23 protein-coding genes are annotated in these 24,382 nt (G+C 42.5%); 16 read left to right on the top strand and 7 right to left on the bottom strand.

The annotated features are described in order from the left end of the window. Positions 1-775 precede the first annotated feature (775 nt). From KDU71_RS20995 to KDU71_RS20920, 16 genes are all read left to right on the top strand, one after another. The gene (locus KDU71_RS20995) at positions 776-1,219 is read left to right on the top strand and encodes a hypothetical protein (protein ID WP_212193083.1); all 444 of its coding nucleotides are present in this window, start codon (positions 776-778) and stop codon (positions 1,217-1,219) included. Between the two features lie 383 nt (positions 1,220-1,602). Continuing rightward, on the top strand, positions 1,603-1,971 hold the full coding sequence (locus KDU71_RS20990) for a FeoB-associated Cys-rich membrane protein (RefSeq protein WP_212193082.1): 369 nt from the start codon (positions 1,603-1,605) through the stop codon (positions 1,969-1,971). 1,003 nt (positions 1,972-2,974) lie between these two features. After that, complete coding sequence (locus tag KDU71_RS20985) at positions 2,975-3,445, top strand: division/cell wall cluster transcriptional repressor MraZ (RefSeq protein ID WP_212193081.1); 471 nt, start codon at positions 2,975-2,977, stop codon at positions 3,443-3,445. A 5-nt stretch (positions 3,446-3,450) separates the two neighbouring features. Continuing rightward, on the top strand, positions 3,451-4,359 hold the full coding sequence (gene rsmH / locus KDU71_RS20980; protein WP_212193080.1) for a 16S rRNA (cytosine(1402)-N(4))-methyltransferase RsmH: 909 nt from the start codon (positions 3,451-3,453) through the stop codon (positions 4,357-4,359). A gap of 8 nt (positions 4,360-4,367) precedes the next feature. Further along, a complete protein-coding gene (locus KDU71_RS20975; RefSeq protein WP_244825045.1) occupies positions 4,368-4,736 on the top strand; it encodes an FtsL-like putative cell division protein in 369 nt (122 codons plus the stop codon). Continuing rightward, complete coding sequence (locus KDU71_RS20970; protein ID WP_212193078.1) at positions 4,737-6,839, top strand: penicillin-binding protein; 2,103 nt, start codon at positions 4,737-4,739, stop codon at positions 6,837-6,839. Continuing rightward, the gene (locus KDU71_RS20965; RefSeq protein WP_212193077.1) at positions 6,840-8,300 is read left to right on the top strand and encodes a UDP-N-acetylmuramoyl-L-alanyl-D-glutamate--2,6-diaminopimelate ligase; all 1,461 of its coding nucleotides are present in this window, start codon (positions 6,840-6,842) and stop codon (positions 8,298-8,300) included. A 10-nt stretch (positions 8,301-8,310) separates the two neighbouring features. Beyond that, on the top strand, positions 8,311-9,543 hold the full coding sequence (gene mraY, locus KDU71_RS20960) for a phospho-N-acetylmuramoyl-pentapeptide-transferase (RefSeq protein WP_212193076.1): 1,233 nt from the start codon (positions 8,311-8,313) through the stop codon (positions 9,541-9,543). A gap of 5 nt (positions 9,544-9,548) precedes the next feature. Continuing rightward, positions 9,549-10,886 (top strand): UDP-N-acetylmuramoyl-L-alanine--D-glutamate ligase, encoded by a 1,338-nt coding sequence (gene murD / locus KDU71_RS20955; protein WP_212193075.1) that lies wholly within the window; start codon positions 9,549-9,551, stop codon positions 10,884-10,886. A gap of 9 nt (positions 10,887-10,895) precedes the next feature. Beyond that, a complete protein-coding gene (locus KDU71_RS20950) occupies positions 10,896-12,083 on the top strand; it encodes an FtsW/RodA/SpoVE family cell cycle protein (RefSeq protein ID WP_212193074.1) in 1,188 nt (395 codons plus the stop codon). A 3-nt stretch (positions 12,084-12,086) separates the two neighbouring features. Further along, positions 12,087-13,184, top strand: coding sequence for an undecaprenyldiphospho-muramoylpentapeptide beta-N-acetylglucosaminyltransferase (murG, locus tag KDU71_RS20945; RefSeq protein ID WP_212193073.1), 1,098 nt, complete (start codon positions 12,087-12,089; stop codon positions 13,182-13,184). Between the two features lies 1 nt (position 13,185). Continuing rightward, the gene (murC, locus tag KDU71_RS20940; protein WP_212193072.1) at positions 13,186-14,574 is read left to right on the top strand and encodes a UDP-N-acetylmuramate--L-alanine ligase; all 1,389 of its coding nucleotides are present in this window, start codon (positions 13,186-13,188) and stop codon (positions 14,572-14,574) included. A 96-nt stretch (positions 14,575-14,670) separates the two neighbouring features. Beyond that, positions 14,671-15,399 carry a cell division protein FtsQ/DivIB gene (locus tag KDU71_RS20935; RefSeq protein WP_212193071.1) on the top strand — a complete coding sequence of 243 codons (729 nt, stop codon included), beginning with the start codon at positions 14,671-14,673 and terminating at the stop codon, positions 15,397-15,399. Positions 15,400-15,404: 5 nt separating this feature from the next. Then, positions 15,405-16,742: a cell division protein FtsA gene (gene ftsA, locus KDU71_RS20930; protein ID WP_212193070.1), complete on the top strand. Its 1,338-nt coding sequence runs from the start codon at positions 15,405-15,407 to the stop codon at positions 16,740-16,742. Positions 16,743-16,761: 19 nt separating this feature from the next. Then, positions 16,762-18,255, top strand: coding sequence for a cell division protein FtsZ (gene ftsZ, locus KDU71_RS20925; RefSeq protein WP_212193069.1), 1,494 nt, complete (start codon positions 16,762-16,764; stop codon positions 18,253-18,255). Positions 18,256-18,290: 35 nt separating this feature from the next. Next, positions 18,291-18,740 (top strand): GatB/YqeY domain-containing protein, encoded by a 450-nt coding sequence (locus KDU71_RS20920; RefSeq protein ID WP_212193068.1) that lies wholly within the window; start codon positions 18,291-18,293, stop codon positions 18,738-18,740. A 75-nt stretch (positions 18,741-18,815) separates the two neighbouring features. Here the strand turns inward: KDU71_RS20920 and KDU71_RS20915 are convergent, their stop codons facing one another. The 7 genes from KDU71_RS20915 to KDU71_RS20885 all read right to left on the bottom strand — a co-directional run bounded on the left by KDU71_RS20915 (position 18,816) and on the right by KDU71_RS20885 (position 24,355). Next, positions 18,816-19,679 (bottom strand): UbiA family prenyltransferase, encoded by an 864-nt coding sequence (locus KDU71_RS20915; RefSeq protein ID WP_212193067.1) that lies wholly within the window; start codon positions 19,677-19,679, stop codon positions 18,816-18,818. After that, the gene (gene coxB, locus KDU71_RS20910; RefSeq protein ID WP_212193066.1) at positions 19,676-20,629 is read right to left on the bottom strand and encodes a cytochrome c oxidase subunit II; all 954 of its coding nucleotides are present in this window, start codon (positions 20,627-20,629) and stop codon (positions 19,676-19,678) included. Before coxB ends, KDU71_RS20915 begins: the two co-directional genes overlap by 4 nt. A gap of 2 nt (positions 20,630-20,631) precedes the next feature. Further along, positions 20,632-20,919: a cytochrome C oxidase subunit IV family protein gene (locus KDU71_RS20905; protein WP_212193065.1), complete on the bottom strand. Its 288-nt coding sequence runs from the start codon at positions 20,917-20,919 to the stop codon at positions 20,632-20,634. A 3-nt stretch (positions 20,920-20,922) separates the two neighbouring features. After that, a complete protein-coding gene (locus tag KDU71_RS20900; RefSeq protein ID WP_212193064.1) occupies positions 20,923-21,528 on the bottom strand; it encodes a cytochrome c oxidase subunit 3 in 606 nt (201 codons plus the stop codon). Next, on the bottom strand, positions 21,525-23,138 hold the full coding sequence (locus KDU71_RS20895) for a cytochrome c oxidase subunit I (protein WP_212193063.1): 1,614 nt from the start codon (positions 23,136-23,138) through the stop codon (positions 21,525-21,527). The genes KDU71_RS20900 and KDU71_RS20895 overlap by 4 nt, the downstream gene beginning before the upstream one ends. 11 nt (positions 23,139-23,149) lie before the next feature. Beyond that, a complete protein-coding gene (locus KDU71_RS20890) occupies positions 23,150-23,917 on the bottom strand; it encodes an SCO family protein (RefSeq protein WP_212193062.1) in 768 nt (255 codons plus the stop codon). A 165-nt stretch (positions 23,918-24,082) separates the two neighbouring features. After that, positions 24,083-24,355, bottom strand: coding sequence for a DUF493 family protein (locus tag KDU71_RS20885; protein ID WP_212193061.1), 273 nt, complete (start codon positions 24,353-24,355; stop codon positions 24,083-24,085). Positions 24,356-24,382 lie beyond the last annotated feature (27 nt).

Here is a 24,382-nt window from a genome sequence, read left to right as displayed (position 1 = left end):
TTAGGGTTTGGGGTTTAGAGTTGAAGAGTTTAGAGTTGAGGAGTTGAAAGTTGAATGAGCTGGATGACGGGAGATGGGGGTGCGGTGTTTAGTCTGGCATCTACGGTCTTATAAACCCAATAGTTAGCGCAGATTTGTAATCTGTGCTATGTAAGAAAAAGACTTCCAGGATGTTTTGGATATAAATAATGGCACGGATTGCAAATCCCCGCCAGCGAGGGGGTGCGGGCACTGGTTACTAAGCACTGTGCACCAGGACGAGAGTTTGGCGTCTTCTGTCTCATGTCTTGCGTCTTAGCCCGAATGTTATTTGCCCTAATCCGCTTCCCAATGCCTTACAACCGCTGCGCAATGGCTCGGAGGCGCCGCACAGTGCCTCCAGCGGCTGCGCAATGGCTTCAGCCGCCTTCCCGGTGGTTCCAGCCGGGTGCACAGTGGCTCAAAGCGACAACATGGCAGGCAAAAGCGCTTCCCAATGGCTCCAAAGCAGTGCGCAATGCTTCCAGCAGCATTATTGATAAATAAACATGTCATTATGACATGTAGGATGTGTTTAATAAGATATGATCAAAATTTTGGGGAGATGTGTATTATTTTTAGATTCGTTTAGCCTAATTGGAATGTCGATACAATGATGGAGGATGTCAATAAGTCCTTATGGAATAAAATGGCTTCCTGGGTGTTTTGCTTATAAAACAAAGGCGCGGATGGCAGCGAGGGGTTTTACTATTTTATGGAATATACATATTTTGGAAAGCCTTAAAGATTTATTTATATGAAGGAAAAAGATGAAATCCAATATTATTGGTTGCGTTATAAAGTGTTTTATAACTTTTTCATGGAGGATGAAGCTAATTCTATAGCAATGGGTGCATTTAATGCAATAGCAGTGAATGCATATAATTCGAAATCATTAAAAGAACTAAAGGGAATAAATAAAGAAATGAATTCTTTCATGAATGAATTACCCACAGAAGATAAAGATAAATTAAGGCTAAGGTTGAAGCTTGAAATTGGAGAAGATATTGAAGAAGAAAAAAGGTTAAGAAGTATTGCTAGAGTCAAGAAAAATGGAATGATTAAGAATAAAAAAGAATACGAGTTAATATTAAATGAAGTTGAACGTATTTATCAGGATAATAATCTAAAACATGAAGTTGATTATTTAAATAATTTACTAGCTTCATTTACCTTAGCTCACCGTAGAGTAAGTGAATGATGTATGCCGTTCCCATAGTTAGCGCAGATTTGTAATCTGTGCTATGGAATAAAAAGGCTTCCAGGATGTTTTGCTTATAAAACAAAGGCGCGGATTGTAAATCCGCGGCAGCGAGGGATAAATAAATATGTCATTATGACATGTGGAATGTATTTAATAAGATACGATCAAAATTTTGGGGAGTAGTGTATTATTTTTAGATTCGTTTAGCCTAATTGGAATGTCGATGCAATGATGGAGGATGTCAATAAGTCCTTATGGAATAAACAGGCTTCCAGGATGTTTTGATTGTAATAAAAATGGTAGGGATTGCAAATTAGTGCCAGCGAGGGGAGAGAAGGGATTGTTGGAAGTGACGGTTATGAATGGAAAATATGTAGCTTATGAATAACAAGCCAAAAACAGTTGTAATTGTTTTAATAATAATCCTTGGTTATGTAGGATATGTTCTTTATTCTCAGATTGCACATAATAAGATCAAAAAGGATGGGCGTTATACTGTAGGAATGGTTACAGATTTTAAAGCGAATTTTAGGAACGGTTATACAGTTTATTATGAGTTTACTGTTTCAGATATTTTGTATGAACAAAGAATGCATGTTTCTACTGAATATGACAACGTAATTAAACACCGATTCTTTGTTAAGTATAATCCTGAGTATCCTAGGCATAATTTCATAATGCTAGAAAAACCTGCTTTATCTAAGTTTTGGAATAGCCCATCAGAAGGGTGGAAACAAATCCCGCGTTGAGTGAAATCCATAACTAGCGAAGATTTGTAATCTGTGCTATGGAATAAACAGGCTTCCAGGATGTTTTGCTTATAAAACAATGGCACGGATTGTAAATCCTCGCCAGCGAGGGGAAATATTGGAATTAGTGCAGGTTTTTCAGTTTACGACGGAGATTCAAGAAATTTTTCATTCGTCAATATGTATGGTGGAACAGGCAGTTATGGTGTTGAATTAGATATTTTTAAATATGGAGTTGGAGCAACAAAAAGCCCTTTAGATATACATAACTCTCGATTGAATTCCCCAGCTGAGCGAAGTCTTTGACTTCGTTCGAGATAATCTTTAGTCTGTAACCTCGTTCCACGTAGGAACTAAATAATGTAAATCGTTCGGCGTATGCCTGTGGCTACGTCGCTTTAAACAAAGGCCTCCGGCCTGTATAATAAAACAAAAGGCACGTTAGCGATAGTGTGGCTTTTGTTATGTATTGATGGAGCATGCAAAATGTGCTTGGTAACCATTTTTATTGCACAAAAAACCGATAGTTATCGGATCGTAAATCGATAGTTATTGGTTTTTGAATGGATAGTTATCCGTTTTAGGGGGCATGTTAGGCAAACCAGTCAGGATTTAAAATCCTGACTGGTTTAATGCGATAGTTCTTCTTCTGCCTGTTTTGTTATTCTTACTTAAAACCGTTTCAAATTCCTATATGATACACTGGCAGCCAGATTTGAGCTCTGCATTATGAGCGAAAAGGCTTCCTGGGCGTTTTGCTTATAAAACAATGGTAAATCTGCGTCAACGAACAAATTAAGAGGATTAAAATGAGTATGCTAAGTTCCGACATATATTGTCGGAATTTTCATTTTGATTTGCGTTTCTTGCCTGCTGCGGCCTGTAGCTGATTTGAGTGAATTTTTTCTCGAAAAAGTTATCAACAGGTGTCATAAAGTGGTTTAAAGTGGTTGCATGTGGTATTAAAGTTTTATACTTTTACCAGTGAAATACGTATTTAGTAATGATCACATTTATAGGCGATTTTGTTTGTAAGCCCGATGCTAAAGGGCGCGTTGTATTGCCTTCGCTCTTCAAGAAAGTGATGAGTGAAGCCAATCAATCGTCGTTTGTGGTCAGGAAAGACCTCTTTGATAACTGCCTTGTTCTAATCCCTCAGGACGAATGGCAGAAAGAAGTACAGCTTCTGGAAAGCAAATTAAACAGTTTTCGACAAAAAGATAAAAGGCTGAAGCGGGCTTTGTATCGCTCCACAGCTGAAGTGAATCTCGATGGCAATGGTCGTTTTCTGGTGCCTAAGCGCCTGATGGAGATGGTGGATGTGAATGGCGAGGTGGTGTTGTTGGGTGTTGGAAGTACCATTGAATTATGGAGTCGACAGCAGCTTGAGGAGGATGGATTGAGTGGAGATGAGTTAGGAGAGTTGGCAGAAGAGTTGCTAGGTGGTAACTTTGGGGCCGAAGAAGAAAAGTAATTGTTATGGAGCAGGGGTATCATATACCAGTTTTACTGAAGGAATCGGTGGATGGCTTAAACATTCGGCCCGATGGTGTTTACGTCGATCTGACATTTGGTGGTGGTGGTCATTCGCGCGAAATACTCTCGCGCTTAGGTGATAATGGTCGCTTGGTGGTGTTTGATCAGGATGAAGATGCCTACAACAACCGGCCCGATGATGAGCGTTTGCTGTTTGTGCGTCACAACTTTCAGTATCTGTCGCATTTTCTGCGTTACCTCAATATCGATAAAGTAGATGGTATATTGGGCGATTTAGGGGTGTCCTCGCACCATTTTGATGCGGCCGAGCGTGGTTTCTCTTTTCGTTTCGAAGGTAAGCTGGATATGCGCATGGGACAGGGCTTGCAGATGACGGCAGCCGATTTGGTCAATACCTATGAGCTGGATGATCTGAAACGTATCTTCTGGCAATATGGCGAAATCAAATCATCTTATAAATTGGCTTCGGAAATCATCAAAGCAAGAGCTTCACGTCCGTTTGAAACTACTACAGACTTAAAAGAGCTGGCCGAAAAGGTAGGGCCTAAAAAGGAGCAATCGAAGTTTCTGGCGCAGGTGTTTCAGGCTTTGCGCATTGAGGTGAATAAGGAGATGGATGTGCTGAAGTCGGTGCTGATGCAGTCAACCGATGCCATTAAGCCGGGTGGCCGTTTGTCGGTTATCTCATACCATAGTTTGGAAGACCGATTAGTGAAGAACTTTATTCGTTCGGGCGATTGCGATAAAAACCAGCCCGACAAAGATATATATGGACATGCCGATGTGCCGTTTAAAGCGGTTAACCGCAAGCTGATACTGCCATCAGACGAAGAAATTGAACGTAACAACCGGGCACGTAGTGCTAAACTGAGAATTGCAGAGCGGGTATGAAGTGGCGAATGAATAAGATACCGGAGTTTATGCTTTCCAAAGAGGAGGTGGATGAGTTAAAAAACATCTCGGTACGTGATGTGATTAACGGCCGGTTATTTACGCGCTCACTGGTGGCCAAGCAATTGCCGTTTGCTTTGTTCCTGGCTTTTTTTGCTTTTCTCTATATCGGTAATCATTACCGCATGGAAGAGCAGATGCGCGAAGTGGCCAGGCTCAATGGTGAGCTGAAATCACTGCGCTACGAGGCCATTACCACCTCTTCGGAACTGATGTTTATGAGTAAGCAGAGTGAGGTATTAAAAAAGATAAGAGCGAAAAACCTGGAACTGGAAGAATTAACTGAGCCACCAAGGCGCCTAAAGGTGAAGAAGTAAATGCAGATAAAGAAAAGTATCATATTGCGTTTTGGTTTGCTGTATATTGGCATAGCTGCTTTGGCTGTGGTGATATTAGGCAAGGCGCTGTATTTGCGCATTGTGGAGGGGGATAAGTATGAGGACCTGGTGGAGGAGCATACCAATAAGGATATTGTGATTGATGCCAACCGGGGCGATATTCTGGCTTCGGATTACCGAAAGCTGGCCTGCTCGGTACCAACCTATCGCATTCATATGGATATGCGGGCACACGGCCTTACCGATGAGGTGTTTAACGCCAATATTGATAGCCTCTCCTTATTGTTGTCTCATTTTTATGGCGATCGTTCCAAGGCGTCTTTTAAATCGGCGCTTAAAAAAGCACGGGCCGAGGGTAAGCGCTACTACATGGTGCATCCGCGTCGTATCTCTTTTACTGAGCTGAAAAGGCTAAAGGAATTTCCAATTTTCCGATTGGGTTCTAATAAAGGCGGTTTTATCCCTCGAAAGTATGAAAACCGCAAACTGCCATTTGGTGAGTTGGCGGCCCGCACGGTTGGAAGTTTGTATGCCGAAAAGGACCTGGGCGGACGCTTTGGTCTGGAGATGGCCTATAACAGTATTCTGCGCGGTGTAGCCGGTGTGAGTACGCGTACGCGTGTAAGCGGTAACTGGGTGGTGGAAGAGCAGATTGAGCCGGTGGATGGACATGATGTGGTGACGACCATTGATATCGGGTTGCAGGATGTGGCCGAAAGTGCTTTGCTGCAGCAGTTACAAACGCATCAGGCCGACCATGGCTGTGCAGTGCTTATGGAAGTGGCAACGGGTAAAATACGGGCTATTGCTAATCTTGGACAAACATCAACAGGTAAATACATAGAAGATTATAACTACGCTATTGGCGAAGCGACCGAGCCTGGCTCAACATTCAAGCTGGCGTCAATGATTGTGGCCTTGGAAGATGGTGTAGTGAAACTGACAGATAGTATTAAGACTGGTAAAGGCTATTGTTACTTTTACGATCGTAAGATGACTGACAGCCACCATGGTGGTTACGGCACGCTTTCGGTGAAAGAGGTGTTTGAGAAATCGTCCAACGTAGGTATTTCCAAAATCATATTTGATAACTACCGCGATAATCCGCGGCGTTATGTGGATCGTTTGTACTCAATGAATTTGAAGGAGCCATTAGGTATTGAGGTAAAAGGAGAAGGACTGCCAATGATCAAGTATCCCGGCGAGAAAACCTGGTCGGGTGTAACACTCCCCTGGATGTCTATAGGGTATGAGATTCAGCAAACGCCTTTGCAGGTGTTGACGTTTTATAATGCAGTGGCCAACAATGGTAAGATGGTGAAGCCTATGTTTGTGGAGTCTATTCAGCATCACGGTGAGGTGATTAAAGAGATGAAGCCGGTGGTACTCAATCCGTCTATTTGTTCCCTTGAGACCATTGATAAGGTGCATGAAATGCTGGTGGGTGTGGTTGAACGAGGAACGGCACGTAACATCAAGAGCGATCGTTATCAGATTGCCGGTAAAACGGGAACGGCACAGATATCGAATGAAACCACTTCATATAGCGATAAAAAGCACCAGGCCTCGTTCGTTGGTTATTTTCCGGCAGATAAGCCTTTGTACACTTGTATAGTGGTGGTTAATGCGCCATCTAACAATGTGTATTATGCCAATGTGGTAGCCGGTTCAGTGTTTAAGGAGATTGCCGATCGTGTGTATGCGCAAAGTTACCACCATGACGATATTGAAACGGAGCATCAGGTGCAGCTGGCTCAGCATCAGCCATACTCCAAAGGTGGTAAGAAGGCTGAGTTACTGACGGTATTTAATGAGCTGGGTGTGATGGTGAATGGCCAGGAAGTTAATTCCCAATGGATTTCGGCATCCGCCAGAGAGCATGAAGTGAGTGTGAAGGCTAAAAGTTTTCCTGATGGCATTGTGCCCAATGTGAGAGGCATGGGTGCTAAGGATGCGGTCATGCTGCTCGAAAATATGGGAATGAAAGTGATTATTAAAGGAGTAGGAGCTGTTCGGGATCAGTCGATGACAGCGGGTCAGAATTTTAGAAAAGGAGCAACCATCTATTTACGATTAGGATAAATGAAGCAGAAACTGTCGGATATATTAAAAGGGGTTGGTGTAATCGAACAAGTTAACGCCACAGATTGTGAAGTGGAGCAGATTGTGTTTGACTCCCGAAAGGCGAATGGCAATACCTTGTTTGTCGCCATGAAAGGTACAGTGGTTGATGGGCATCAGTTTATACCGCAGGTGCTGGAGGCGGGTTGTAAATGTGTTGTTTGTGAGGTAATTCCTGCAGAATATCCTGCAGATGCAATGATTGTAAAGGTGGACGATAGTTCTGTGGCCTTGGGGCATATGGCGGCTAACTTCTACGATAATCCTTCTGATAAGTTAAAGCTGGTGGGGGTAACAGGTACCAATGGTAAAACGACCACAGCTACGCTCTTGTATCACCTGGTAATGAGTATGGGTTATAAGGCTGGTTTGTTTTCTACTGTGGCTAATTTTATTGGTAAAGCCCGATTAGATGCCACACATACCACGCCTGATGCTGTAACCCTGAATAAGACTATGTCTGAAATGGTGGAAGCGGGCTGTGAATATTGTTTTATGGAAGTGAGTTCACATGCACTGGTCCAAAATCGTGTGACTGGCTTGAAGTTTGCCGGTGGTTTGTTTACCAATATCACTCATGATCACCTGGATTATCATGGAACCTTCAAGGAGTATATTGCTGCTAAAAAGTCATTTTTTGATGGCTTGAGTAAGCAGGCTTTTGCTTTAACCAATGCCGATGATAAAAATGGGCAGGTGATGTTGCAAAATACGGCGGCACAAACCTATACTTATTCCTTGAAGGGCATGGGTAATTATAAAGGGCGCATTATTGAGAGTATGTTTGAGGGCATGCAGCTGGAAATTGACGGACAGGAAATATGGACACAGTTTGTGGGGCATTTTAATGCGCAAAACCTGCTGTTGGTGTATGGTGCAGCTTGTCTGTTAGGCTTTGAAAAGGAAGATGTGCAAGTGGCTATCAGTCAGCTGAATCCTGTGGACGGTCGTTTTGAAACCATGCGTTCCAAGTCTGGTAAAACGGCTATTGTGGATTATGCCCATACGCCTGATGCCCTGAAGAATGTAATTGAAACTATTAACCTGGTGCGTCAGCCCAGTCAGCAGCTGGTAACTGTGGTAGGAGCGGGCGGTGATCGCGACCCAATGAAACGCCCTGAGATGGCAAAAGAGGCGGTTGGAGGTAGCTCCAAGGTGATTCTTACTTCTGATAATCCTAGAAGTGAAGAGCCCGAAGCTATTATTGAGCAGATGATGGAAGGGGTGAGTTTCAAAGAGCGTATAAAAGTACTGTCGATTGTGAATAGGCGTGAAGCGATTCGCACGGCCTGTATGGTGGCCGGACCGGGAGATATTATTCTGATAGCCGGTAAGGGGCATGAAACCTACCAGGAGATTAAAGGAGTGCGTAGTCATTTTGATGACAGAGAAATTGTAAGAGAAGTATTTAACGAAGAATAAAACCAAAAGCATGTTGTATTATCTTTTCGAGTATTTGGAAAAAATGAATGTGCCTGGAGCTAGCGTGTTTCAGTACATTACCTTTAGGGCTGGTATGGCGGTGATTGTCGCTTTGCTTACCGGAACTATCTTTGGTAAACTGGCCATCAGGATGCTTCAGCGACAGCAGATTGGGGAGGTAGTGCGCGATTTGGGGCTGGAAGGTCAGTACGCCAAAAAAGGTACACCTACCATGGGGGGTGTTATTATTATTGGTTCCATCCTGATACCCGTTTTGTTGTTTACCAAACTTGATAATATTTATATCATACTGATGATTGTCTCAACCCTTTGGTTGGGTGCCATTGGTTTTATTGATGATTATATAAAGGTATTTAAGAAAGATAAGGAGGGTTTGGCTGGTCGTTTTAAGATAGCTGGTCAGATTGGTATTGGATTAATTGTGGCTATCACGCTGTTTTCGAGTGGTGATGTGGTGGTGCGTGAGAAAATAGCCGGGGAAACAGTTATTGTACAACTGGATAATGGCGAACAGGTTGAGCGCCCGGCCACACAAGAGGTTAAATCAACGGTGACGAATGTACCTTTCCTTAAGAACCACCAGTTTGATTATTCATCAGTGCTTTGGTTTTTAGGCGACCAGGCCAAAAAATGGGGCTGGTTAATATTTGCGGCGGCTGTTATTTTTATCATTACGGCGGTATCTAATGGGGCCAATATCACCGATGGACTCGATGGGCTGGCAACCGGTACTTCGGCCATCATTGGAGTTACTTTGGGTATTTTTGCCTACCTCTCCAGTAACGTTATTTATGCCGATTACCTGAACATCATGTATATCCCACATTCCGAGGAACTGGTAGTGTTTATGGCGGCCTTTATTGGTGCCACTGTGGGTTTCCTGTGGTATAATTCGTTTCCGGCGCAGGTATTTATGGGCGACACAGGTAGTTTAACGCTAGGGGGTATTATTGCTGTATTTGCGATTCTTTTACGTATCGAATTGTTAATACCTATACTATGCGGAGTTTTCCTTGTGGAAAACTTATCAGTGATGATACAGGTGTCGTGGTTTAAATACACGAAAAAGAAATACGGTGAAGGACGTCGTGTCTTTAAAATGGCGCCCTTGCATCATCATTATCAGAAAATCGGTTATACTGAGTCGAAGATTGTAACACGATTTTGGATTATCGGTATTATTCTGGCTGTATTAACAATAGTAACCCTTAAAGTACGATAGACAGCATGCAAAAACTGGTTGTATTAGGAGCAGGCGAAAGTGGAGTTGGTGCAGCTTTATTGGCAAAGCAGCAGGGCTGGGATGTGTTTGTGTCTGACAGTGGTAGGATTGCTGAGTACTATCAGCAGGAGCTGGATAATGCCGGTATTGACTGGGAGGAAGGAGCGCATTCACTCGATGTTATTTTTGCTGCCAATGAGGTGGTTAAAAGTCCTGGTATTCCAGATACTATTCCAATGATACAGCAGTTGCATGCACGTGAGATACCAGTGATATCGGAAATTGAATTTGCGGGTCGCTATACCGAAGCAAAAACCATCTGTATAACTGGTAGCAATGGCAAGACGACGACGACTATGCTTATTCATTATCTGTTGAAGCAGGCGGGGGTAAAGGTGGAGATGGCCGGCAATGTGGGTACAAGCCTGGCGCGTCAAATTGCCGAAGGGAAACAGCCGGAGTGGTTTGTGCTTGAGTTAAGCAGCTTTCAGCTGGATGGAATGTATCAGTTTAAGGCCGATATAGCCATCCTGTTAAATATAACGCCTGATCATCTTGATCGATATGATTACAGCATGCAGAAATACATCGATAGTAAGTTTCGTATCGTGCAGAATCAAACAGAAAAAGATGTGTTTGTATACTGTCAGGATGATGAAATTATTGCCCAGGAGCTGCAGAATCGACTCTTAAAGTCGGAGTTGCTGCCGTTTACACAAAAAGGTATTCTGAAGCAAGGGGCGTATTCTACCTTTGATGAGTTAATTATTAATTATAACGATGAAACCATGCGCATTATCTCTCAAGAACTGTCGTTGCAAGGGCGTCATAATTTGTATAATTCAATGGCGGCCGGTATTGTGGCCAAGGTGTTAAAAATCAGAAAGAAGCTGATACGCGAAAGTCTTTCGAGTTTTAAAGGTGCAGCTCATCGGCTCGAAAGAGTTGCGGCTGTGAGGGGTATTGAGTTCATCAATGATTCTAAAGCGACTAATATTAACTCCACCTGGTATGCGCTGGAGTGCATGAATAATCCGGTGATATGGATCGCCGGTGGTGTTGATAAGGGTAATGACTACAACGAGTTGATGGAGCTGGTGGAGAAGAAGGTGAAGGTGTTGATTTGTCTTGGTACTGATAATGCCAAACTTTTGGAAGCTTTCAAGGGTAAGGTGTCTGTTATTAAAGAAACGCAATCGATGGATGAGGCGGTTAAACTAGCTTATCGTTCTGCCAGAAAGAATGATGTGGTATTGCTATCGCCGGCCTGTGCCAGCTTCGATTTGTTTGATAATTATATACAACGTGGGGATTTATTTAAAGAGAGTGTGCGTAATTTATAAAGAACGGGCATGAATGAGTTGTTGAAAAAATATATTAAGGGCGATCGGATTATCTGGTATGTCATTCTGCTGTTGTCGGTGTTTTCGTGCCTGGTGGTATACAGTGCAACGGGTAACCTGGCTTATAAGCATCAGGATGGTAATTCGGTATATTACCTGTTCAGGCATGCCAAGTTTTTGTTGCTGGGTATCGGGATAATTATTGCGGTGCATCATATCGACTATAAGTGGTTTGCCAGGTTTGCTACTGTATTTCTTTACTTTTCAATTGTTTTACTTGTTATAACGGCTGTCTCGGGTGTGAGTCTGAATCAGGCCAGTCGCTGGCTTACTGTGCCTGTGGTAGGTATTTCCTTTCAGCCTTCTGAATTGGCAAAACTGGCTTTGATGATATACATTGCCAAGGTGTTGGCACAGTATCAGGCCAACGATCGTACAGCTGATGAAGCATTTAAACCCATAATGATACATGTGGCCATTGTATGTGGTCTGATTTTTAAAGATGACTTTTCAACAGCCGCCCTAATTGGTTTTACCAGTTGGTTGGTAATGATGATTGGTCGTGTATCGTTAAAATATTTGTTCAGTACGGTGGCTGCCGTGCTGTTGTTTGTGATGATTGTTCTGTGGCTATCTGATTACGTGCCGATACTGCATCGTGCCAGTACCTGGAAAGCTCGTATTGAGCGATTTGTGGATGATGAACCAGAGACAATGGATGCAGGTGGTTCAAGTGCCGATTATCAATCGGAGCGATCGCAGATAGCCATTGCTACAGGTGGTGTTTTCATGGGGCGCGGACCTGGTAATAGTCAGCAGCGGTATTTCTTGCCTCACCCTTATAGTGATTTTGTGTACGCTATTATTATTGAAGAGTGGGGTATATTGATAGGAGGCTTTCTTATCATGTTTGCCTACCTCATTTTGTTATTTCGTGCCGGTGTGATTGTTCGTGCCAGTAGTCGCACATTTCCGGCATTTCTGGTTATTGGCTTATCCACACTATTGGTGGTGCAGGCCTTTATTAATATGGGTGTTGCGGTGGGTGTAATGCCGGTGACGGGCCAGCCGTTGCCATTGGTAAGTATGGGAGGTACATCTACCTTATTTACTTGTTTGGCCTTTGGGGCAATATTGAGTGTTAGCCGCAATAACATGGAAGAAAAGGAGCTAGCTACACAGGAAGAAAATGAATAGAATATGAGCGCAATAAAGGTAATAATAAGCGGTGGAGGTACGGGCGGACATATTTTTCCGGCTATATCAATAGCCAATGCGGTAAAAAAGATTGAGCCTGAGGCTGAAATACTGTTTGTTGGTGCTTTAGGCAAGATGGAGATGGAAAAGGTGCCGGCTGCTGGATACAAAATTGTAGGTTTGCCAGTGGCAGGTTTTCATCGCAAACTGACGTTGCGAAATTTGGCCTTTCCTTTCAAGTTGATGAGCAGTATGCTAAAGGCGCGAAAAGTTATCAGGCAGTTTAAGCCGGATGCAGCAGTTGGTGTTGGTGGATATGCCAGCGGGCCTGTGTTGCGAGTTGCTTCACAATCAGGGGTGCCAAGCTTGTTGCAGGAGCAGAATTCTTTTCCCGGAGTCACCAATCGTATTCTGGCAAAGAAGGCAGAGAGAATCTGTGTGGCTTATGAAGGCATGGAACGTTTTTTTGCTAAAGAAAAAATACTGCTGACTGGTAATCCGGTTCGTAACGATCTTCTAAATGATATTGACAAGCATTCTGCAGTGGAGTTCTGGGGGCTTGATAAGAATAAGAAAACCATCCTGATAATTGGCGGAAGTCTCGGAGCTCGCTCGATTAACAATGGTATTATTGAAACCATTGTCAAATTGCCGGCTGATATACAGGTGATCTGGCAAACGGGTAAGCTCTATTACCAGGAGATGAAAGAGCAATTACCTGTGGAATTAACCAGTCGTGTGATTCTAACCGATTTTATTAGTCGGATGGACATGGCCTTTGCAGCTGCAGATTTAGTGGTTTCCAGGGCTGGAGCAAGCTCCATATCAGAGCTGGCCATTTTAGGTAAGCCCACTGTTTTTGTGCCGTCGCCAAATGTATCTGAAGATCATCAGACTAAAAATGCGATGGCCTTGGTTGATAAAGATGCGGCTGTGTTAGTGAGAGATGCCCAGGTTAATTGTCTCATAGATGAAGCGGCAAAGCTGCTGACTGATGTTCAAAAGCTTGAGATGTTGGCTGCTAATATTCGAAAATTTGCCAAACCTGACGCAGCTCGTGATATTGCTCAGGAAGTGTTAAAGCTTGCACAAAATAAATAGTATGTTGCAGTTGAAAGATATAAAAAGTGTTTACTTCATTGGTGTAGGCGGTATTGGTATGAGTGCTATTGCGCGCTTCTTTAAGTATGAAGGGTTGCATGTGGCTGGTTACGACCGTGTGTCAACCGTGCTTACCAAAGAACTGGAAGCTGAAGGGATTGATATACATTATAAGGATGATATTAAACAAGTTGCTTTAAATTATCATGATAAGAGTTCAACGTTAGTTGTATATACGCCTGCAATTCCGGCCGACCACTCAGAGTTATGCTATTTCAACAACAAAGGGTTTGATGTCAGAAAGCGGGCTACAGTGCTTGGGTTGATCTCTAAGGGTATGAATAGTGTTTGTGTGGCCGGTACGCATGGGAAAACCACCATTTCATCTATGACAGCTCACCTGTACAAGCAGTCTTCTGTTGGCTGTAATGCGTTCTTAGGTGGTATTATTAATAATTACAAGACGAATTTTCTTCATGATGGCCAATCGCCTTATGTTGTGCTTGAGGCTGACGAATTTGATCGTTCTTTTCTGCATTTACATCCTCATTTTGCACTTATTTCTGCGGTAGATGCCGATCATCTGGATATATATGGGGATGAAGAGAGTGTGAGTGATGCCTTTCATGCCTTCGTTGAAAAGATTGAGCCAGGGGGCGTGCTGCTGCATAAGGCAGGTCTGATGATAGATGATGTTAACGATGAAATAGAGGTGTTCACCTATTCGATTGAGGAGAAGGCGGATTTTTCAGCTATGAATATAAGGCTTGTGAATGGCATGTATCAATTTGATATGAGGTCGCCGTTTGGACTTGTAAAAGGCCTTAAAATGGGGGTGCCTGGTTTGGTTAATGTTGAGAATGCTGTTGGAGCGGTTGGTTTAGCCCTGTTGGGTGGTGTTGAGCCTGAAGAAATAAAAGCGGCCTTACCATTATTTGAGGGGATACGTCGTCGTTTTCAATACCGCATCAAAGAGGATAAGCTCGTCTTTATTGATGATTATGCGCACCATCCCCAAGAGATTAATGCTACTGTTAAATCAGTAAGGGCTTTATATCCTGATAAGCATATTACGACCATATTTCAGCCACATCTCTACACGCGTACCCGCGATTTTGCCAGTGGTTTTGCCGAAGCACTGGATAAGTGCGATCGTATTTTGTTAATGGATATTTATCCGGCGCGCGAGTTGCCAATAGAGGGCGTGAATGCTGACATGATTAGGCTACTAATGCATAATAAGCATGTGCAGTTGGTAGGGAGAGACGAGTTGTTTAGTGTACTAACAAGCGAACAAAATGAAGTGATATTAACACTTGGGGCCGGCGATATAGATAAGGAAGTGCCACTTTTAGAGGCCAAATTAAGGGAGTTTATCAGCAATTATTAAACGTTTAGCAAATTGTTAATAAATAATGATAAATACACATTAGTTAGTAGATTGAAAAAGTTATATTTAAGCAGATTAAAAGGTTAATTGTTACAAATGAAACGGTGGAAAAACATAGTGTTCGGGTTAGTTATAGGTGTTTATTTTCCTGTAATTTTCTCATTTGTAGCTGTTAATAAAGATAAGGTTGTTTGTGGTGAAATACTGCCGACTATCTGTGATAGCGTTGATAATAAGTTTATTTCATCAGGTGAGATAAGGGATATCGTACTGGGAAAATACACTGGTATTTTAGGGCGTCCAATTAATGAATTGAATTGCGATGAAATGGAGGCTTTTTTCAGGAAGCATCCCGCCATTGAGAGTTGTGAGGTGTACTTAACATACGGTGGTGCTTTGCATATTGATATCACTCAGCGAGAGCCTTTGGTTCGCGTGTTTGATGGAGATGTATCTTACTATCTGGATTTGAATGGGCGACAAATGCCATTATTCAAGAATCATTCGGCTCATGTATTAGTGGCCGGAGGATTTATAAAACGGCTTAAATCGCCGGAGGATTTGGTGAAGTTGGCAAGTGTTATTCGCAACGATGCATTCTGGCAGGCACAGATTGAGCAGGTGTATGTTGACCAGGATGGTGAAATTACGATGGTACCGCGGGTGGGTGACCATCTTATTGAGTTTGGTAAAGTGGAAGATGTGGAATCGAAATTTCGCAATTTAAAGGCACTTTACAAGAGCGGGTGGGATGCCCGGGAATGGAATTTGTATAAAAAAGTTAGTTTAAAGTATAAAGGACAAGTCGTTTGCACAAAAGGATAAGTGTTATGAACAACGAACCCAATCTAATTGCCGCCATTGATATTGGAACTACAAAAATAGTTGCCATTGTAGGTCGTAAAATGGATAATGGTAAACTGCAGCTGCTGGGCATGGAGCAGGTGCCTTCAATAGGTGTGAAGAGAGGTGTTGTATTGAATATTGATGAAACAGTTGCTTCCATTAAGCAGGCTATTTCCCGTATCGAGGATAAGCTTGATATCCGGTTAACTGATGTGTATGTCGGTATTGCCGGTCAGCACATCAAGAGCTTACGTAACAGAGGATACCGTTTCATTGAGAGTGGTTTGGAAATCACCCAGGAAGATGTTGATAACCTGTTTGACGACAATTATAAGATACCTGTTGAGGCTGGCGAGAAAATCATGCACGTAATCCCTCAGGATTATATTGTTGACAATGAAATGGGGGTTAAAAACCCTGTGGGCATGTCAGGTCGTCGCCTGGAAGGTAACTTTCATATTGTGTTAGGGCGAATAGCTTCTGTAAAAAACATTGAGAAATGTATCAGGCGCGTGGCATTGCAGTTAAATGATTTGATCCTTGAACCACTGGCATCTTCAAAGAGTGTACTGACAGAGGAGGAGAAAGAAGCTGGTGTTGTTTTGGTGGATATTGGTGGTGGAACCACTGATGTAGCTGTTTTCTACGATGGTATTATTCGTCATACAGCTGTTATTCCTTTTGGAGGAAACGTAGTGACTTCGGATATAAAAGAAGGATGCTCAGTCTTATATAAGCAAGCCGAATCGTTGAAGGTGCAGTTTGGTTCTGCAATGGGCGATATGGCCCGTGAGGATATGGTGGTAACCATACCTGGTATGGCTGGCTGGGAGCCCAAAGAGATATCTTTCAAAAGTTTGGCCTATATTATTCAGGCTCGTATGGAAGAGATTATTGATTACGTCATGTATCAGATCGAAAATTCAGGTTGTTACGATAAGGTAGGAGCAGGCATTGTACTGACAGGCGGAGGTGCTTTATTGAAAAACCTTCCTCAGTTGATTAAATATCGCACAGGTTTGGATGTGCGTATCGGTCTGCCGGATATGTGTCTGGTGGGTGACGTGCCGGCAGAAGCACATTTACCTAATTATTCAACAAGCATTGGTTTGGTACTTAGTGCTATGGAGCGACCTAAGCGTGCAATTGTGGAGCCAGAATTATTTGGCGAGGTTGAGCCTAAATGGGAAGATCAGCGTAAGAATTCTGTTAAACGCGAGAAAACCAAGAAAGAAAAATCCATTTATAAAACAGGCAATCTGTTCAGTGGTATTAAAAATGGGTTAGTTAACATCTTCGATGAGAAAGATGTTGAAATGTAGAAGGTAAAACAGGACGGAAATGAGTGAAGATTTGATGAGTTTCGAAATACCACAATCCGAATCGTCAATTATAAAAGTGATTGGTGTTGGGGGAGGTGGAAGTAATGCCGTCAACTACATGTATGGCTTAGGCATCAAAGATGTAAACTTTGTTGTTTGTAATACCGATGCTCAGGCACTGGCAAGCAGTCCGGTTCCGGTTAAAATACAATTAGGTGAGTCTCTCACCGAAGGACGAGGCGCAGGTAACCGTCCGGATAAAGGACGTGAGTCGGCTATCGAGAACCTGGAGGACGTGGTTAATGTGCTCAAGCAAAATACCAAAATGGTTTTTGTAACAGCTGGTATGGGTGGTGGAACAGGAACGGGTGCCGCCCCAATCATTGCCAAAACAGCCAAGGAGATGGGGATTCTGACGGTTGGTATTGTAACTATTCCCTTCCGGTTTGAAGGTAAGTTACGTATTAATCAGGCCCTCGACGGGATTGCTGAAATGGAGAAAAATGTTGATTCGTTATTAATCATTAATAATGAACGGCTGCGCGAGATGTTTGGCGATCTTAAATTGTCCAATGCCTTCTCTAAGGCCGATGATGTATTGGCAACTGCAGCGAAGGGAATAGCTGAAATTATTACTGTGCATGGCTATATTAACGTGGATTTTGCCGATGTTGAAACAGTAATGAAGGATAGTGGTGTCGCCATCATGGGTTCAGCCTATGCAGATGGTGACAACCGAGCAATTGATGCTATACAAGCTTCATTGGAATCGCCATTGCTCAATAATAATGAGATACGTGGTGCTCGTAATATCCTATTAAATATCACATCTGGCACCGAGGAAATTACCATGGATGAAGTGGGTGAGATCACTGATTACGTGCAGGATGTTGTTGGTGAAGATGCATCAATTATCTGGGGAACAGGAAGTGATGTGTCGCTGGGTAAGCAAGTTTGTGTCACTATTATTGCCACGGGTTTTGTTTCGGAGCAGTTAATTGAACATCGTGTTAAAAAGATTGAAGATAAAGTCACCCGTTTCTCGCTGGATGAAGAAGGGCAGGTGACACCTGTTTCTGAAGCCGAACAATCAATGGACTTTAATATAGAGGGTGGCGAAGAAAAGGGGCGAATTATAGACTTTGAGGTCGAAGAGCGCAAGAAGCAGGAACGTATCGATTCGTTTTATCAGCCGGTTGTTCCTCAAAACAGGAAGTCTGAAGTAGAGCACTACAATCCGGCCAATGATAATTTCATAGATGAAGGATTCAGTACTGCCGGAGCCAGTTATTACAAGGCGCAATTGAGTCAGGAGGAGATGGAGGATGAGCGCTTTATTGAACAAATAGAAAATATACCAGCCTATAAGCGGCGTAAAATGGCATTAGATAATCAGCCAAATAAGCGCATTAGTCAGGAGCGCAAAGTGAGCCGTTTCTCTTTGTCTGATGATCCTAAAAATGGGCCACAAATCAGTAAAGACAATCCTTATCTGCATGATAATGTTGATTGATGTGAATGTACAAAATGAATTGAATAGATAGAATTATGAGCTTAGAACTACAAATTAACAACGATATTAAGGAGGCCATGAAGGCGAAAGATCGTATTCGTCTGGAGGCTTTGAGGGGAGTGAAAAAAGAAGTGTTGGAAGCTAAGACAGCCAAAGGTGCTGCTGAAGAGATTTCAGATGCTGATGTGATGAAGATTGTTCAAAAGATGGTGAAGCAGCGTAAGGATGCAGCTGAGTTGTTTGCTTCTCAAAATCGCGAAGATCTGGCTGAAAAAGAATTGGCTGAAGTAGAGGCAATCTCTGTTTACCTGCCTGCTCAGATGACACAAGAAGAGTTGGTGCCTGTGGTGAAAACTATCATTGAAAAAGTGGGTGCCACATCTATGAAAGAGATGGGCAAGGTAATGGGCGTTGCCTCAAAAGAACTGGCTGGTAAAGCTGATGGAAAAGATATCTCAGCAGTTGTAAAACAATTACTAGGATAAGCATAACTCGAATAAGATATAGAAAGCCAGCACTTGATTATTAGGTGCTGGCTTTCTTGTTTGATGTGCTCTAGATTATATCTGCTCAATCAGCAATAGTATCATAATCCATAAGTAAAATGAATTAAAAAAGATGAATTGCTTTTTCAGGAGGGATTTCATATGAACCTGATGAAGAGAGTACGTGCTGGCAATCACCCAGATGCTCATAGTAATCACCGATAGTGATACGATAATTTCAATCAGCTGTGATGTGATGATATTAAGTATGGGCAGGAATAAAACAGATACGAGGGTAGCTATCGACCAAATCATGTTAATACGAAACAGCTGTTGATTATTCAGATGATCTGTGATAACCGGAAAACCGGCCTTCTTATATTGTTGCTTGTATTTCAATACCAGTAGCCAAAAATGAGGCATTTGTCCCAGGAAAAAGAAAAAGGCCAAAAAATGGATTCTGACGTCAATAATTGAGCCTCCGGCTGCTACCCATCCTGCTATAGGCGGTATAGCACCAACAATAGCACCTGGAAAAACAGAGAACGCTGTTCTGGTCTTAAGAGGGGTATAAACAAGATTGTACCATAGCAAACCCATCCATCCCCAAAACACCGCATGAACATTAAATAATAATAGCAGAATGGTGCCTGTTATTAAGAATAGGCCGATGATGGCGGCGGCAGTGCCAAAGGTGAAATGCTCTTTAGGTAAAGGGCGATGGCTGGTGCGCGACATGAGCCTGTCTCGCGATACTTCCTGCATTTGATTAATGCCAGATGCCCCTGCTGACATAAAGAATATCCCTAATCCGGCTAAGAGACCTTCGGCGCTCTGTTGCTCGCTAAATAAAGTATAGCCTATGTAGGCAGTAAAGGCCACAGGTAGGGAGATAGTGAATTTTCCTAGTGTGGCTATGTTCTTTATGGCTGATTTCATTGTTCTGACAAATAATAAAAGTACTCTAAAAGCTGCGTGAACTCTTCTTCTGTCACCTGATCTTTATAAGAAAGCATTAGTCCTTTTTCGAAGCCCTTTACAATTTCCGCGTTAGGTTCATAGATAGAACGTCTTATATAAGCCTCATCAGCCTCAATCTCGTGTTCTTCACCATCTATTAGTACCACTCTTGTACGGCCCATTATATTTTTATAGGATGGTCCGACTAATTTCGTACCATCGGCAGTGTGGCACGCATTACATCCATACTTTCTTGTGATGCTGATGCCGGCCTGCCTTGAATCTACCACCTCATTATTAATGGCTAAGGCGCTGGAGTCAATTTTGGTCATGGCTTCAAACTCATTGGCTGGTATCACTTTTACCAGGGAGCGCATGTAGGAGTGTCGGAGTCCACAGTATTCAGCACAGTATATCTCGTATTCACCTTCCTTTTCAGATTCAAACCATATGTTGGTTTGCTTGCCAGGTACCATGTCCTGCTTTACTCTAAAGGCTGGAATGTAAAAGCTGTGCAGTACGTCCAGCGCTACTAGGTCGAGGTTGACAGCTTTGCCCTTGGGCACATAAAGTGTGTCTGTTATCAATCCGTTTTCATACTGAAACGTAAAGCTCCACATGCGGGCAATGGTTTTTATGGGAATGGCATCTTCCGGTATGTCGCGTTGAAATTTCCAGCCCGACCATCCATAGTAAAACATGGACAAGACCAGGATGGTGGGAATGATTGTCCAGATGATTTCCAGTGTGTTACTTCCTTCTATATGTGTGGCTTCAGCATTTTTACTCTTGCGGTATCTGATAATGTAGTAGACCAAAAATGCTGTTATGCCGACCAGGAAAAATAATGAAATGCCAAAAATAAACACAAAGGCCGAGTCAACTTGTGAAACAAAACTGGAAGCATTTTGAGTAGTATCTTCATTCATAGCTATCGGAAGTTATAGTCAAGAAAAGTGATAAACAGAACCAGTGCAACCAATAAAAATACTGATATGACCAGAATTTGAAGTAGTTTATTGTCAAATTTCAGATGCATGAAAAATGTCAATACCAGAGCAGACTTTATGGAAGCCAATAGAATAGCTGCAAATACCGTGAGCGTGTCCAGGTTGATTTTGGTAATAGCCACAGATAGGATGGTCATTACAATCAATCCGGCCAATACTTGTATGTATAGCCTGTATGGGACGATATGATTGTCAGAATGTTTATTCATGATTTATGTGATTAAATAAAACAAAGGGAAAAGGAATATCCAGATTAAATCCACTAAGTGCCAGTAAAGGCCTGAGTTATCAAGTAAAACTGGATTATTGGCTGTGAGCGAATTATTATTGACCCGGTAACAAACAATACTGATTAACACAAATCCTACAATTATGTGCAGGGCGTGTAAGCCTGTCATAAAGAAGTAAAGACTGAAAAAAAGTGTGTCTCCATGTCCAAGTCTCAATAAGTCTTCACTGCCCGGAAAAATGCCATGTTCAAACTTACCTTTCCACTCAAAGTATTTATTGGTCATAAACATAAATGCCAAAAAGAGTGTAGCAAGTAGTAGTAGAATTGTTAGTTGCTTGTTTTTTAGTCGGATGGCTGTAGTGGCCATAGCTATAGTTGCGCTGCTGACCAACAGGATAATAGTATTTACTGTGCCAACTGTCACGCTAAGCTCTTCTGCTGCAAGGTGAAATGCTACCGGATTGAGATAGCGGTATACTCCATAGACTATAAACAAACCGGCAAACAATAGGAGTTCAGTAAATATGAACAGCCACATGCCTAGCTTAGAGGCCTCGTCATCGCGATGTAAATGGATTGTACTCATGATTCAGGGTTTTTACGGTAATCATATGGTCCTCGGTCAATGACGGGTATTTCTTCAAAATTTTCAAGTGTTGGAGGTGAGTCAACAGTCCATTCCAGTGTTCGTCCGCCCCATGGGTTTTTACCTGCTTTCTCCCCCTTATAGGCCGAACGGATAAGATTGGTAAGGATAATAACTAGCCCGAGGATTAGTACCCAGGAACCAATGGTTGATACGATATTGGGTCCATGAAAATTCTCTACATAATCATAGTAGCGCCGGGGCATACCTGTTACACCTAAAAAGAACATTGGCAGATATAGCGTGCAGAAGCCGATGAAAAAGATAATCCATCCACTTGTGGCGATACGTGTGTTGTACATGCGCCCCCATATTTTAGGAAACCAGTAATGAATAGCTCCCATAAATGCAAAGCCCACACCTCCAAACACAATAAAATGAAAATGTGCCACAACAAAAGCTGTGTCGTGCAAGTGAACATTGGTGGCTAACGCCCCTAATGCCAAACCAGAAAGGCCTCCAATCATAAAAACAAATAGAAAGGAAGCGGCCCAAAAGAATGGTGTTTCCAACTGAATGGACGCTTTATGGAGTGTGCCAACCCAATTGAATACTTTAATGGCACTTGGAATAGCTACAATAAAGGTGAGTAGCGAGAATGTATATAAGGCTGTTCCGCTCATACCTGAAGTAAACATATGGTGACCCCAAACAAAATAACCAACAAAGGCAATGGCCAAAGTGGAGATAACAATGGCCTTGTAGCCAAAGATGGATTTATTGGCAAATGTTGGGATGATTTCTGAGATAGCGCCCATGGCTGGTAGTATCATGATGTAAACGGCCGGGTGGGAATATATCCAGAACAGGTGTTGGTAAAGAATGGGATCGCCTCCCAGTGCTGGATCAAAAAAGCCGATATTAAGAACGCGTTCGCCAACAATCATTAATAAAGTGATACCCACGATTGGTGTGGCCAGAATCTGTATCCAGCCAGTTCCATATAGAGTCCAGGGAAACAGGGGCATCTTAAACCAGGTCATACCCGGCGCCCGCAGGCGGTGAATGGTCACAATAAAGTTGATGCCGGTCAGAATCGATGAAAATCCCAGAATAAAGGCACCAAGCACAGCAGGTAACATATTAGTATTGGTCTTAAAGGCATAAGGAGCATAAAAAGTCCATCCTGTGTCAGGGGGGCCACCGCCCATAAATAGCGATGACAGGGCGATGATAGCTCCAAAAACATAAATCCACCAGGATAGGAGGTTGAGTTTGGGAAAGGCTACATCTTTAGCGCCAATCATTATGGGAAGCATAAAATTACCAAAGACGGCTGGTAAACCAGGTACGACTACAAGGAATATCATGATAACCCCGTGGAGCGTGAAAATAGCATTGTAAGTGGCCGGATCCATTACTGTTTTACCTGGAGCCAGCAGCTCTAATTTCATGGCAGCGCCCAGCAGAACACCGATTAAAAAGAAACTGACAATGGAGTACAGATAGAGGAGTCCGATGCGTTTGTGATCTGTAGAGAATATCCATGCGAAGATACCTTTGTATCGACCCTGTTCTTCTCTAAAACTAACAGCGTTTAGATTTGACATATAATGGTGGTTTAGGATTTAATACTTCTTCTTTTTGGTTTAATGGTTAAAACCAGCCATACGAGGCCAGCAATGATGATGATGAGAATACCAGCTACTTTGGTAATATTAAGTACATAGGCTTGCCCAACAGGATCGTAACTGTAGCAGAATTGTAATATTTTATTGACTGTTGGGCCAGGGATGCCTTTTGATGCTTCGATAACGGCCAATTTAAATTCAAAGGGCAGAAAATATGTGCCATTCAGGTAGCGTGTGATTTTACCATCCGGACTAAGGAGTATTAATCCGGCCGTATGGATATAGTCATTGCCTGTTTTTTTATAGCTGAATCCGGTAGCTTGTGTGAGTTGAGCCACATTACTGCTATCAGCCGTAAAGAACAACCAGCCTTTCTCCATGCCATCTTTTTTCACAACGAGTGAATAATTGTTACGTTTCTTGGCGGCCAGTTCTGTTGATTCTGTGTAATCAAAGCTGATGGTTACCACCTGGTAATCTTGTCCAAGTTGCATGTCGGAAAGATTAATTACCTCGGCGAGGCCATCCATCAGTGGCGTACAAATGCCCGGACACCGATAGTATACAAAATTCAGAACAGTTGGTTTGTTGTTAATGACTGATGACAGAATTACTGTATCCCCATTAATATTGATGACCTCAATGTGTTTGGGGAGATACTCGTTAAGATGTTCATTGATACCAATTTTTTGTGTGTCATCAGCAAGGCATGATACTGATATCAATGCCCAACAGATTAAGGGTATTACATACTTCATAATGGCGATATTCGTGTGATAAAGTATAAAAATACCTCATTATCTGATAAAAGGCAATGAGCTCAATGAAAGATTATTCAGAAAAATAGTTGTCTGGTAATGGTTATTGGCTTGTGAAATCAGACAGCAAAAGGGGAGGGAGTTTAGGTTTGGTATGGTCCTTTATTACAGGCTCATCACCCCATTGATGGATGAGATGTTATTTGTTACTTCAATAATGGCTTCCGGACTTTTCATGCTGGCCGTACAGGTAACTGAAACGTATTTAAGATTTTTAGTGTGTTTATAGCTGACTTTTCCATGTTTAGGCAACAGATCAACTACCCTTTGTACTTTGCCATCTGCATTGGGTACAATAAATTTAAACATATATAGTAATGGCCACTTTTTATTTTGAGCCAGTAACTCTTTTAGTTTTTCGTATTCTTTTAATGACATGCTGTTTGATTTGTGGTGCAAAAATAG

The sequence above is a fragment of the Carboxylicivirga sediminis genome (assembly GCF_018156225.1).
GTDB classification, from domain to species: Bacteria; Bacteroidota; Bacteroidia; order Bacteroidales; family Marinilabiliaceae; genus Carboxylicivirga; species Carboxylicivirga sediminis.
This window is presented reverse-complemented; position numbering and strand designations above follow the sequence as displayed.